The sequence below is a fragment of the Streptomyces sp. NPDC054887 genome (assembly GCF_053610585.1).
The window spans coordinates 1-12,614 of the sequence record NZ_JBSGYQ010000057.1 but is presented as its reverse complement, the minus strand read 5'-3'; the positions used below and the strand labels follow the sequence as shown (position 1 = coordinate 12,614).

General features: G+C 72.4%; 10 protein-coding genes. 1 reads left to right on the top strand and 9 read right to left on the bottom strand.

The features are described 5' to 3' along the window. Positions 1–93: 93 nt before the first annotated feature. From ACWGH0_RS26645 to ACWGH0_RS26605, 9 genes are all read right to left on the bottom strand, one after another. Positions 94–2,421: a xanthine dehydrogenase family protein molybdopterin-binding subunit gene (locus ACWGH0_RS26645; RefSeq protein ID WP_453406779.1), complete on the bottom strand. Its 2,328-nt coding sequence runs from the start codon at positions 2,419–2,421 to the stop codon at positions 94–96. After that, entirely contained in the window at positions 2,418–3,941 is a 1,524-nt protein-coding gene (locus ACWGH0_RS26640; RefSeq protein WP_453406778.1) for a 2Fe-2S iron-sulfur cluster-binding protein, read from the bottom strand. Before ACWGH0_RS26640 ends, ACWGH0_RS26645 begins: the two co-directional genes overlap by 4 nt. Next, positions 3,938–4,831 (bottom strand): FAD binding domain-containing protein, encoded by an 894-nt coding sequence (locus ACWGH0_RS26635; protein ID WP_453406777.1) that lies wholly within the window; start codon positions 4,829–4,831, stop codon positions 3,938–3,940. The genes ACWGH0_RS26640 and ACWGH0_RS26635 overlap by 4 nt, the downstream gene beginning before the upstream one ends. A gap of 290 nt (positions 4,832–5,121) precedes the next feature. Further along, complete coding sequence (locus tag ACWGH0_RS26630) at positions 5,122–6,789, bottom strand: beta-N-acetylhexosaminidase (RefSeq protein WP_453406776.1); 1,668 nt, start codon at positions 6,787–6,789, stop codon at positions 5,122–5,124. Positions 6,790–6,793: 4 nt separating this feature from the next. Then, on the bottom strand, positions 6,794–7,627 hold the full coding sequence (locus ACWGH0_RS26625) for a carbohydrate ABC transporter permease (RefSeq protein ID WP_453406775.1): 834 nt from the start codon (positions 7,625–7,627) through the stop codon (positions 6,794–6,796). Beyond that, positions 7,624–8,520 (bottom strand): carbohydrate ABC transporter permease, encoded by an 897-nt coding sequence (locus ACWGH0_RS26620; protein ID WP_453406774.1) that lies wholly within the window; start codon positions 8,518–8,520, stop codon positions 7,624–7,626. Before ACWGH0_RS26620 ends, ACWGH0_RS26625 begins: the two co-directional genes overlap by 4 nt. Next, positions 8,517–9,815 (bottom strand): extracellular solute-binding protein, encoded by a 1,299-nt coding sequence (locus ACWGH0_RS26615; protein WP_453406773.1) that lies wholly within the window; start codon positions 9,813–9,815, stop codon positions 8,517–8,519. The genes ACWGH0_RS26620 and ACWGH0_RS26615 overlap by 4 nt, the downstream gene beginning before the upstream one ends. Positions 9,816–10,031: 216 nt before the next feature. Beyond that, positions 10,032–10,340 carry a DUF3039 domain-containing protein gene (locus ACWGH0_RS26610; RefSeq protein ID WP_453406772.1) on the bottom strand — a complete coding sequence of 103 codons (309 nt, stop codon included), beginning with the start codon at positions 10,338–10,340 and terminating at the stop codon, positions 10,032–10,034. A 30-nt stretch (positions 10,341–10,370) separates the two neighbouring features. Continuing rightward, complete coding sequence (locus tag ACWGH0_RS26605; RefSeq protein WP_453406814.1) at positions 10,371–10,970, bottom strand: YqgE/AlgH family protein; 600 nt, start codon at positions 10,968–10,970, stop codon at positions 10,371–10,373. Positions 10,971–11,223: 253 nt separating this feature from the next. Here ACWGH0_RS26605 and murA point away from each other — a divergent pair, with 253 nt between their 5' ends. Further along, positions 11,224–12,564, top strand: coding sequence for a UDP-N-acetylglucosamine 1-carboxyvinyltransferase (gene murA / locus ACWGH0_RS26600; protein ID WP_453406771.1), 1,341 nt, complete (start codon positions 11,224–11,226; stop codon positions 12,562–12,564). Positions 12,565–12,614: the final 50 nt, after the last annotated feature.

Here is a 12,614-nt window from a genome sequence, read left to right as displayed (position 1 = left end):
GGCTCCGTACGGCGTGGTCGCGTCCGGGGGCCTGCGGCGAGCACCCGGCGCCGTCTCCTCCCGGCCGCTGCCGCGTAAAGCCGGGGCGGGCCGCTACGGGGTCGGCGTCGCCACCGCCGCCTGGGGGCGGATCGGCAGGCGGTTGACCGGGCGGCCGGTGGCCGCGCGGACCGCCGAGGCGATCGCGGCCGGCGACGTGACCACGGGAACGGCGCTGGCCGGCTTCGCGCCGAAGGGGGCGACCACGTCGCGCTCCTCCACCAGCTTCACGATGCGGATGTCCGGCGCGTCCAGGGAGGTCGGCAGCGCGTAATGGGTGAGGTCCGGGTGGCGAACGAGGCCCCGGGGGGTGCGGAGGTTCTCCGTCAGCGCCGCGCCCACGCCCTGCGTCACGCCCGCCTCGATACGGGTCGCCAGCTGGGCGGGGTTCAGCACGCGGCCCACGTCCTGCGCCACCGCCATCTCCACCACGCGGATCGATCCCAGCTCGATGTCGACGTCCACGATCGCGCGGATCGCGCAGAAGGCCAGACCCACGAACGCGTCGCCCTGGCCCGACTCGTCGAGGGGCTCGGTGGGGTGCGGGCGGCACTGGGCCGTGGCCCACAGTTCCTTGCCGTCCATGGCCTCGGTCACCGTGGTGGACAGCACTCCGTCGTACGACGTGATCTTGCCGTCCGCGATCTGGAGCAACTCCGTGGACATGCCGAACTTGTGCGCCAGGGGCTGGAGCAGCTGCGTGCGGACCATCTTCGCCGCGCGTTCCACCGCGCCGCCCGACACCCAGGTGTGACGGCCGTGCGTCGCGGCGCCCGCCGGGGGCTGGTCCGTGTCCACGGAAGCCACGTGGACCTCTTCGACGCCCAGGATCTCCTGGACGATCTGGCGCGCCAGGGTGGTGAAGCCCTGGCCCGTCTCGACGGCCGCGCAGAGCACCGTCGCCACGCCGTCGTGGACCTTCACCGTCGCCGTGGAGACCTCGTCCGCGCCCTCCGCGCCCAGCATGTGCACCATGCCCAGCGCGTAGCCGACGCCCCGGCGGACGGCGCTCGGCTCGCCCGCGCCCTCCGGGCCGCCCGGCAGCAGCCAGTCGTCCTGCGGGGTGTCCTTGGGGAGGGTGGGCAGCGGGTAGTCCCGTACGGAACGCAGCAGTTCGGCCACCGGGGCCGGGCACGTCACCGTCTGGCCGGTGGGCAGCAGGTCGCCCGTCGCCAGTACGTTGCGCAGCCGCAGTTCCGCCGGGTCCAGGCCCAGCTTGGCCGCGAGCTTGTCCATCTGGCCCTCGTACGCGGCGCACACCTGGAGGGCCCCTTCGCCCCGGACGTGGCCCGACGGGGGGTTGTTCGTACGGACCGCCCAGCCCTCGATGAAGGCGTGCGGGACGACGTACGGGCCGCAGGCGAACGAGACCGCCGCCGCCAGGGACTCGGACGAGGCGTCGGCGTACGCGCCCGCGTCCAGGAGGATCTGCGCCTCGACCTTGACCAGGCGGCCCTCCGCGTCCGCGTGGTGGCGGTAGCGCAGGAGGGTCGGGTGGCGGTGCGCGTGGCCGAGGAAGGACTCCTCGCGGGTGGCGGCGAGTTTGACCGGGCAGCCGGTCCGCAGGGCCAGCAGTCCCAGCGGGATCTGGAAGCTGCCGTCCTCGCGGTCGCCGGTCGCGCCGGGGACGCCCGTGACGACGACCTTCACCCGCTCCTGCTCCAGGCCGAAGCAGGCGGCGGCGCGGTCGCGGTCGGTGTGCGGGTCGGTGGAGGCGGTGTAGATCTCCACGCCGCCGTCCGGGCGCGGGACCGCGAGGCCGGCCTCTGCGCCGATGGGCGCCGGGTCCTGGCGGCCGATGCGGTACAGGCCCTCGACGATCACCTCGCCGACGGCCTCCGGGTCGCCGAAGCGCAGCGGGATGTGGCGGATCAGGTTGCCGTCGGGGTGCAGCGGCTCGGCGGCGAAGGCCTGCTCCGGGTCGGTGACCGGTTCGAGGACCTCGTACTCGACGGCGATGGCGGCGGCGGCCAGGCGGGCCGTGTCGGGGTGGTCGGCGGCCACGGCGGCGATCGCCTCGCCGTGGTGGCGGACCAGGTCGGAGGCGAAGACGGGGCGGTCGGCCACGCCCCGGCCGTGCGCGGGGTCGCCGGGGACGTCCTGGTGGGTCACCACGGCCCGCACGCCGGGCATGTCGAGCGCGGCGGAGGTGTCGACGGCGACGATCCGGGCGTGGGCGTGCGGCGAGCGCAGCACGGCGGCCCACAGCAGGCCCTCCGCCCAGAGGTCGGCCGCGTACGGGAACGTGCCCTCCGTCTTGGCGCGGGCGTCGGCCGGCGCCAGGGACGCGCCGAGGCCGCGGGTCGGCGCCTCGGAGCCGCGCTCGGGCTGGACGCCGTCGACCGCCGTCGCGCTGGTCGCGGTGGCCGCGTCGTTGCTCACGCCATGCCTCCGTCGTGCGGGTGCTCGTGGTTTGCGTGCGGGTCGCCCTGCGGCCGGGGCTGCTGGACGCCGCCCGCGCCGGGGGGTGCCTGGTGCGGGATGCGGGCTTCCTCGGCGGCGGCGGTCGCCTCGCGCTCGGCGACGACCTCGCGGACCGCTTCCAGAACGCCGCGGTAGCCCGAGCAGCGGCAGAGGTTGCCGCACAGGGCCTGTCTGGTCTCCAGGTCGCTGGGGGCGTGGTTGCCCTCCAGCAGGTCGTGGACCGTCATGGCCATGCCGGGTACGCAGAAGCCGCACTGGACGGCGCCGCAGTTGGCCAGGGCCCGCTGCACGTCGGACGGTTCCCCGCCGGTGGCCAGTCCCTCGACCGTACGGACCTCGCTGCCGGCCGTGGTGGCGGCGGGCACCATGCAGGAGGCGACGAGGCGGCCGTCGACCTGGACCGCGCAGGCGCCGCACTCGCCCTGGGAGCAGCCGTCCTTGGCGCCGGCGAGGCCGAGGCGCTCGCGGAGAACGTACAGGAGTGATTCGCCGATCCACGCTTCCGTGACCGGGCGGTCGGCGCCGTTCACCCGCAGGACGTAGGAGGCGTGCGGGTGCTCGCTGTGGACGTCTCCTGCGGGGTCCACCGGGCTGCCGGTGGGCTCCGTGCCGGGGTGGTCGGCGGCGGGGGCGTGCGCGTCCGGGGCCCCGGTGGCGGCGGGCTCGGCTCCGGGGGCTTCGACGCCGGTGCCGCTCCCGGGCGTCTCCCCGGGCGTCGGGCGGTCGGCTGCGGCGGCTTCCGCGGGGTGGTCGGGTGCGGCGGGCTGCGGGGAGTGCGCCGGTACGTCCCCGCCTGGTGCGGGGTGCTGGGGGGCGGCTTCGGCGCCGGTCCGCCGCGCCGGCTCGTGCTCCGGGGCGTGCTCCGGCTCGGGAGCGGTGGGGTGCTGGGGCGCGTGGGGCTCGAAGTCCTGGACGGGACCCGGTTCGAAGTCCTGGGCCGGGGGCGTGGTCGCCCACGGGGCCGCGGCGCCGCCGGGCAGCGTCCCGGACGCCTCGGAGGTGTTCGCCCAGGGCGCGGGGGCGCCGCCGGGCAGGGTCTCCGGCGCGTGCCCGGTGTTCCAGTGGGACGCCAGGGCGGAGGTCGTGAACTCGCCCGACTCGTCGGGGAGGTCGCCACGGGCCACCGGGATCGTCCACTGGCCCGTGAGTTCGGACGCCACGGGGGGCGTCGGCTCGGGGGCGGACTCGAAGCTCCACTGGCCGGTCGCCCCGGCCTCGTACGGCTGCGCGGCCTCCGGCTCCGGCCAGCGCGTCCCGCCCGGCGACGCCGACCAGGCGCCCGGATCGGTCGCGGCCGGGATCTGCGGCGGCACGTAGTCGTGGCCGGGCGCGGCGAGGGGGTCGCCGTACGCGCCGAAGTCCGTCATTCCCTCCGGCAGGTGGACGAACGCGGTGGCCTCGGCGTCGTACTCGCCGCCCTGCGGGGTCGGCTGCCAGCCGCCGGGGTTCGGCGTTCCGGGGGTCTCGTTCTCGCTCACGCCAGTGCCCTCCCCAGCGCTCGTCGGGCCAGTGCGGCGACGGTGCGCCGCAGGTGCAGTACAGCGGGTGGGAGCGCGGCCGGCTCCGTGCCGTCGGCCGGCGGGGCCGGGTCGGGGATGCACGCGGCGGCCACGTACTCGCCGAAGGCCGCGCAGGCGTCGGGGGCCAGCTTGCGGTCCGCGTCCCAGTCGATCAGGGAGGCGATCCAGCGCTCCGCCTCCAGCGGACGCAGCGGCATCGGCGCGATGGCGCCCACCGCGCACCGCACCTCGCGCCGCGCCGGGTCGAGGACGAGGGCGAGGGACGCGGTGGCGCGGCCGGGGCCGGTGCGGCCGGTGGCCTTGAAGAACACCTGGGGGGCGTGCAGCAGGGGTACGCGCACGAAGCCGATCAGCTCGCCCGCGCCGAGCATCTCCCGGCCCGCGAGGAGGTGGGAGACGGGGATCTCGCGGCGGCCGCCGGGGCCCGCGATCACCAGCGTCGCCTCCATGGCGGCCAGCACGGGCAGCGTGTCGCCGGTGGGCGCGGCGGTGACGATGTTGCCGCCGAGGGTGCCCGCGTTGCGGATCTGGGGCGGGCCGGCGGCGCGCGCGGCCGCCGCGAGCGCCGGGATGAGGGCCGCGAAGTCGGGCCGTCCCATCCGGGCGTGCGTGAGACCGGCGCCGAGCAGCGCGTTTCCGTCCTGGTACTGCCAGCCCCTGATCTCGCTGATCCGGCCGAGCCCGACCAGTGCGGCGGGCCGCAGTCGTCCGGAGTTCACGGATGCCATCAGGTCCGTGCCGCCCGCGACGGGCACGGCGGCAGGCATGGCGGTGAGTGCCGCCACGGCCTCGTCGAGCGAGGCCGGGAGCGTCACGAACTGCGCCGCCTGCGGTGCGTGCGTGGTCAACCCAGCTGCCCCTTCCCGGTGTCCCGGCTGTCCCGCCTGTTGCGCCGTACGGTACGTGCTCACAGTCCGGACGAGGCAACTCTGGCACATCTTGCGAACCGACCGACGCGAGGGTCCACTAGGGGTCCCTCGTCCCCGGCCAGGGCATAGGTCCGCTTTCGTACTACGTGGGCGGTCAGAGCTGGTTGGTTGCCTTTGGCTGCTCTTGCGGTGCTTGCGACTCGTGCCGAGCCGGGGTGTCTCCACGGTCCCAGGCCCGGCACACCGGGGCACGGTCCTTGCTCCACGGCTCACACGTTTGGGGGCGACCCCTCGATCGGGCGTCCGAGAATCGCCGGGTCGCCGCCGGGCGCGGGGCGCTTGTGCCACGGCAGCGGGCCGCCCGGGGGCCGGTACTCGACGCCGAGCGCCTCGAGCCGTGCGTAGTGCGCCGCCATGCGGGCCTGGAATCCGGCGAAGTCGCGTTCGGCGGGCGCCGGGAGCTGCGACCAGACGACCTCGGCGAACGCGGCGAGGCGGGGGAAGGTCTGGTAGTCGACGCGGCGCTGATCCTCCATCACCTCCGTCCACACGTTCGCCTGGGCGCCCAGGACGTGCCGCGCCTCGTCGGGTGTGAGCTCCGGCGGCACCGGCTCGAAGCGGTAGACGTCCTCCAGCGTGCGCACGTACCCGATGGGCATCGGCTCGTCCGGGCCGCCGTCCTGGCGGTGGTCGAGGTACACGTGCTGCTGGGGGCACATGACGACGTCGTGCCCGGCCCGTGCGGCGGCGATGCCGCCCGCGTACCCGCGCCAGGAGGAGACGGCCGCCCCCGGTGCGAGGCCGCCTTCCAGGATCTCGTCCCAGCCGATCAGCCGGCGGCCGCGCGCGGTGAGCCAGGTGTCGAAGTGCCGGACGAACCACGACTGGAGCTCGTCCTCGTCCGCGAGGCCGAGCTCCTCGATCCGGGCCTGCGCGACCGGGGACCGCCGCCACTGGTCCTTCAGCGCCTCGTCGCCGCCGATGTGGACGAACTCGGAGGGGAAGAGGGCGAGGACTTCCTCGAAGACGCCCTCGTAGAAGCGCAGGGTGTCGTCGGTGGGCGCGAGTACGTGGGGGCTGATGCCCCAGGTGTCCCAGACGGCGGGGGTCTCGGCGACGTCCGTGTTGCCGAGTTCCGGATACGCGGCGACGGCCGCCTGCGAATGGCCGGGAATGTCGATTTCGGGGACGACGGTGATATGCCGTTCGGCGGCGTACGCGACGATCTCTCGGATGTCGTCCTGCGTGTAGTAACCGCCGTGCGGTGTCCCGGTCCACAGGTCCGACGCCCGGTGGCCCCATTTGGTGCGCGTCCGCCACGCGCCCGTTTCCGTCAGTTTCGGGTGGCGTTTGATCTCGATGCGCCAGCCCTGGTCGTCGGTGAGGTGGAAGTGGAAGACGTTGAGCTTGTGCGCGGCGAGCAGATCCAGATAACGCAGCACGCCGTCCTTGGGCATGAAATGGCGTGACACGTCGAGCATCAGCCCGCGCCAGGCGAAGCGCGGCCTGTCCTCGATGGCGACCATCGGTACGGACCATTTCCGCGCGGGGTCGACGGGCGCCCGGCGGAACGCGTCGGGGCCGAGCAGTTGACGGAGCGTCTGCGCGCCCCAGAAGACGCCCGCCGCGCTGCCGGCCTCGATGAGGACGAGGTAGCCGTCGACGACGAGGCGGTAGCCCTCGGGGCCGAGGTCCCGGCCGGTCTCGTGGTCGATGCGCAGTTCGACGCGGTTGCTGCCGCTGTCGCGTTCGGTGTCGCGGTCCGTGCCGTCCGGGAACAGCAGCCCGGTGGCGGCGCCGATCGTGGCGCGGATCCAGCGGGCGACGCCCTCGGTGCCGGGGCGGGCGAACAGGGCGGTGTCGTGGCCGAGGGGGTAGTGGCCCTGGGCGGGGGGCGCCCAGGGTGCGGCTCCGGGAGCCGGTACCAGATCGAGCATGGCGTCAGTCCTTAACCGCTCCGCCCAGTCCCGAGACCAGGCGTCGCTGTACGAGTACGAAGAAGACGAGCACCGGGACGGTCATCACCGTCGACGCTGCCATGATCCCGCCCCAGTCGTTCTCCTCCGGTTTGAAGAAGACCAGCAGGGCCATCGGGAGTGTCGACTGCGAGGTGTCGCTGATGATGAAGGACTTGGCGAAGAGGAAGTCGTTCCAGGTGGAGATGAAGGAGAAGACGCTCGTCGCGACGAGGCCGGGGAAGACGAGCGGGAAGAGGATCTGCCACAGGAAGCGCGAGCGGCTCGCGCCGTCGAGGTACGCCGCCTCCTCCAGCGCCTCGGGAACGGCCTTCACGAAGCCGCGCAGCATCCAGACGGCGAACGGCAGCGAGAAGGCGATGTGCGGCAGGATCAGCGAACCGAGCGTGTTGAGCTGTCCGAAATCCCGCATGAGGAAGAACAGCGGAATCGTGAGCGCCTCGATCGGCACCATCTGGGCCACCAGGAACATGATCAGAAGCGTGGTGCGGAACCGGAAGCGGAAGCGGGTCACGGCGGTGGCCGCCAGGAATGCGATCAGCGCGGAGGCGATCACCACGACCGACGCCACGAAGAGGCTGTTGAGGAAATAGCGGCCGAATTCCTGCTGTTCGAAGACGCGCCGGAAGGAATCGAGCGACGGGGAAAGCGTCCACGGCCTGGCCTCGGCCGACTGGATCTCGCCCGCCGGTTTGAAGGCGGAAAGCACCATCCAGTACAGCGGGAAGGCGACGGCCAGTGCGATCAGCAGGGCCGCGGCCTCGGCGGCGAGGCGCCGGGGACTGCGTACGAAGGTCATATCTCTTCTCCCTCCCGTCGCAGCAGCCGCAGGTACCCGAGGGTGACGGCGAGGAGGATCAGCAGCATGACGACGCCGATGGCCGAGCCGAGGCTGTACTGCGAGGACGCGAACGCCTTCTGGTAGGCGTAGACGTTGAGGACCAGGTTCTGGCCGGCGATGCCGCCGCCGTTGGTCATGACGTAGATCTGGGTGAAGATCTTGAAGTCCCAGATCACGGACTGGATGGTGACGACCACCAGGATCGGCCGCAGCATCGGCGCCGTGACCGACCGCCAGATCCGCCACTGGGAGGCGCCGTCGAGCGACGCCGCCTCCAGCACCTCCTCCGGGATCGCCCTGATGCCCGCGTACACGGTCACCATCACGAACGGGAACGAGCACCACACGACTTCGAGGAGTACGAGCGCGAAGGCGCTGTAGCGCCCGTACGTCCACGAGTGGTCGCCCAGCCCCAGCACCCTGTTGACGGGACCGAAGTCCGGGTCGAAGAGAAACACCCAGACGGTGGACCCCGTGACGGCCGGAGTGGCCCACGCGCCGAGCGCGGCCGTCATCAGCGCGAGCCGGGGCACGGCCCGTACGCGCGTCAGCAGCACGGCCAGCGCGCAGCCGGCGGACAGCGTGGCGAGGACGCAGGCCGCCGCGAAGACGACCGTCGCGAGGAGCACCTGCCAGAACTGGGGGTCCCCGAAGAGGGTGGCGTAGTTTCCGAGGCCCTTGAAGGTGGTCGGCTCGCCGCCGCTGACCTGTGCCTGCGTGTACTCCAGGAAGGAAATCAGGCCGAGCTGGTAGATCGGGTAGAGGAGCAGGCCGCCCAGGACGGCCAGCGCGGGCGCGAGGTAGAGCCAGGGCGTCCAGCCGCCGCGTGCGAGGGGGTGCGTACGGCTCAACGCGCCGCGCCGAACGCTTCGTTCATCTTCCTCGCCGCGTCGCCGGAGGCCGCCGCCACGTCCTTGCGGCCGCTGACGACCTCCTGGAACATCGTCGGCAGGACGAGCGACGAGTCGATCTGCGCCCATCCGGGAGACGCCGGAGCCGCCTTGGCGCCCGCCGCGAGCGTCCTGATGAACGGCTCGGCGAACGGCTCCTTCTTCGCCGCCGCCTCGCGCACGTCCGTGTACGTCGGCAGGAAGCCCATGGCGTCGAAGAGCTCCCCCTGCGTCTTCTTGCCGGCCAGTTCCTTCAGCAGGCCGACGGCGAGCGTGCGGTGCGAACTGCTCTTGAGGACCCCGAGGTTGTTGCCGCCCGCGAAGGCCGGCGCGATCTCGCCCGCCCTGACGCCGGGCAGCGGCACCACGGCGTACTTGCCCCTGACCTTGCCCGCCTCCACGGCGGCGCGGCTGAAGTCGCCGCCGATCGCCATGCCCGCCCTGCCGGACGCGAAGGCGGTGACGGTGTCGTTGCCGCCCATCTCGGCGCACTTGGCGGCCGGGCAGTTGTCGGGCCCGAAGAGGGACGTGTACGCCGTGATGCCCTTGCGGGCGGCGGGGCTGTCGATGGCGGAGGTATACGTCCCGCCGCGCTCCTCGGCGAGCTCGCCGCCGTGCGCCCAGATGAACGGCATCGCGCCGTACGTGTAGGCGCCGCCGACCGCCAGCCCGTACATCCGCGGCTTCGCCGCGCGGATCTTCTTTGCGGTGGCGACGAGTTCGGCCTGCGACTTCGGCGGCTTCAGACCCAGCTCCCGGAAGACGTCGGTGCGGTAGTACAGCGCCCGTACGCCGACGAAGAACGGGGCGCCGTACACCTTGCCGCCGACGGTCACCGAGCGCTCGGCCGCGGGGTCGGTGTCCCGGGCGTCCGGCCACGCGCCGAACTCCCCGGTGATGTCCGCGAGTCCGCCGTCCTTCACGTATCCGGCGGTGTCGGTGTTGCCGTACTCGACGAGGTCCGGGGCGCTCTTGGGGTCGTTGAAGGCGGCCTTGATGCGCTGGGCGCGGGTCTCGACCGGTATGTACTCGATCTCGACGTCGGCGTCCTCGTGCCGCGCGCGGAAGGCTTCCACGGCACGGTCGACGACCTTCTGCTTGGGGCCGTTGGCGACCTCCTGGAAGAGCCAGACGCGCAGAGTGCCGCTCTTCTCGTCGTTCTTGGCGCTGTTGTCGGAGGTCTGGGGGGCGCAGGCAGTGAGGCCGGCCAGTACGAGGGCGGCCGCGGGGAGGGCGATGCGGGCGGAGAGCTTCATCCGGGACTCCTGTCGAGTCGGCGTTGCAACATACGCAACGTCGGTTTCGCGCTGCACAACAGGCAGGAATCTAGAGCGGCCCGCCGTGAGCCGACAAGAGGTCTGAACCACCTCTCCACCACCTTGTGACCGGCAGGAGCACCCCGTGCAACGCGAACGGCCCCCGCGGCGCGTTGGTGCGCGCCGCGGGGGCCGTCCCCGTACTCCTGCTCCGTACTACTTCTTGCCGCCGTCCTTGCCGCCCTTGCCACCCTTGTCCTTGTCGCCGCCCGCGCCCAGGGACTCGAAGATCTCCTTGCACATCGGACAGACGGGATACTTCTTCGGGTCGCGGCCCGGGACCCAGACCTTGCCGCAGAGCGCGACGACGGGCGTACCGTCGAGGGCGCTCGCCATGATCTTGTCCTTCTGGACGTAATGGGCGTACCGCTCGTGGTCTCCGTCGCCGCGCGAGGTCTGCGGCGTCGGCTCGACGAGGGTCCCCGTACCTGCCCCGCGCTCGGGCTCGGGCTCAAGAGTGCTCATGGCGTCCAAGGGTACCCACCCCCGGCCGGTTCAGTTCAGGCTCGGATCGTCCGGATACGTCGCGATCATCGCGAGCTTGCTGCGCTGCCGCCGCAGCACGGCGCGCCACAGACTCTCCGGCTCCGGCGACGACACGTCGCCGGGCTCCGACTCCACTACGTACCAGGCGCCGGACTTCAGCTCCTCCTCCAGCTGACCGGGCCCCCAGCCCGAGTACCCGGCGAAGATGCGCAGCGAACCGAGGGCCGCCGCGAGGAGTTCCGGCGGGGCCTCCAGGTCGACCAGGCCGATGGCGCCGTGCACGCGCCGGAAGCCGATGGGGTCGCCCCTGTTCGCGCGCGGCCGGGAACCCGGCGAAGGCCCCTCGTCGCCGGGTATCACCGCGACGCCGAGCGCGGAGTCCAGCGATACCGGGCCGCCCTGGAAGACGACGCCGGGGTCTCCCGCGAGCCCCGCCCAGGGCAGCAGGATGTCCGCGACGCCCACCGGCGTCGGGCGGTTGAGGACCACGCCGAGCGAGCCCTCGTCGTCGTGGTCGATGAGGAGCACCACCGCGCGGTCGAAATTGGGGTCCGCCAGGGCCGGGCTGGCCACCAGCAGCCGTCCTGTGAGCGAGGACACCTCCGTCATGGCAGACATGATCCCGCACATTCGCCCTCCGGGGGGAGCGGACGGCGGTGGTGGACGGTGCGCAGCTCAGGGCGCATCGCAGCAGTGGGAGCGCGCACACCCGGAACGTCACCCTCCGCAGAGGCTGCTGTGCGGAGCGTGTTGTGTCTCATTCATGACATACGTGAAGGCCGCTTGCCCTTATGGCACAGGGGTAGTCGCCCCTTACTCTTTTCTCTGGCCACCTGTCCGACAACTCCGGAACGCGAGATCCATGACCGGCACTGACGATGTACTGCTTGTCCACGGCGGCACCCCGCTCGAGGGCGAGATCCGCGTCCGCGGCGCGAAGAACCTGGTGCCGAAGGCGATGGTCGCCGCGCTCCTCGGCAGCGGACCCAGCCGACTGCGCAACGTTCCCGACATCCGGGACGTGCGCGTCGTACGCGGACTGCTCCAGCTGCACGGCGTGACGGTCCGGCCCGGCGAGGAACCGGGTGAGCTGATCCTCGACCCGTCCCACGTCGAGTCCGCCAACGTCGCCGACATCGACGCGCACGCGGGCTCCTCGCGCATCCCGATCCTGTTCTGCGGCCCGCTGCTGCACCGCCTCGGCCACGCCTTCATCCCGGGCCTCGGCGGCTGCGACATCGGCGGCCGGCCGATCGACTTCCACTTCGAGGTGCTGCGGCAGTTCGGCGCGACGATCGAGAAGCGCGCGGACGGCCAGTACCTGGAGGCCCCGCAGCGGCTGCGCGGCTGCAAGATCCGGCTGCCGTACCCGTCCGTCGGCTCGACGGAGCAGGTGCTCCTGACGGCCGTGCTGGCCGAGGGCGTCACCGAGCTGTCGAACGCGGCCGTGGAGCCGGAGATCGAGGACCTCATCTGCGTACTGCAGAAGATGGGCGCGATCATCTCCATGGACACCGACCGGACCATCCGGATCACCGGTGTGGAATCGCTCGGCGGCTACAACCACCGCGCGCTCCCGGACCGCCTGGAGGCGGCCTCCTGGGCGTCCGCGGCGCTCGCGACCGAGGGCAACATCTACGTGCGCGGCGCCCAGCAGCGCTCGATGATGACCTTCCTGAACACCTACCGCCGGGTCGGCGGCGCGTTCGAGATCGACGACGAGGGCATCCGCTTCTGGCACCCGGGCGGCCCGCTCAACGCCATCGCCCTGGAGACCGACGTACACCCCGGTTTCCAGACGGACTGGCAGCAGCCGCTGGTCGTCGCCCTCACGCAGGCGTCGGGTCTCTCCATCGTCCACGAGACGGTGTACGAGTCGCGTCTGGGCTTCACCTCCGCGCTGAACCAGATGGGTGCGCACATCCAGCTCTACCGCGAGTGCCTCGGCGGCAGCGACTGCCGCTTCGGCCAGCGCAACTTCCTGCACTCGGCGGTCGTCAGCGGCCCGACGAAGCTCCAGGGCGCCGATCTGGTCATTCCCGACCTGCGCGGCGGCTTCTCGTACCTGATCGCGGCCCTCGCGGCCCAGGGCACGTCCCGGGTCCACGGCATCGACCTGATCAACCGCGGCTACGAGAACTTCATGGAGAAGCTCGTGGAACTCGGCGCCAAGGTCGAGCTGCCCGGCGGCGCGCTCGTCTGAGGCTCCACTGTCACGCCGAAGGGGCGGCCGTCCGGAATCCACCGGGCGGC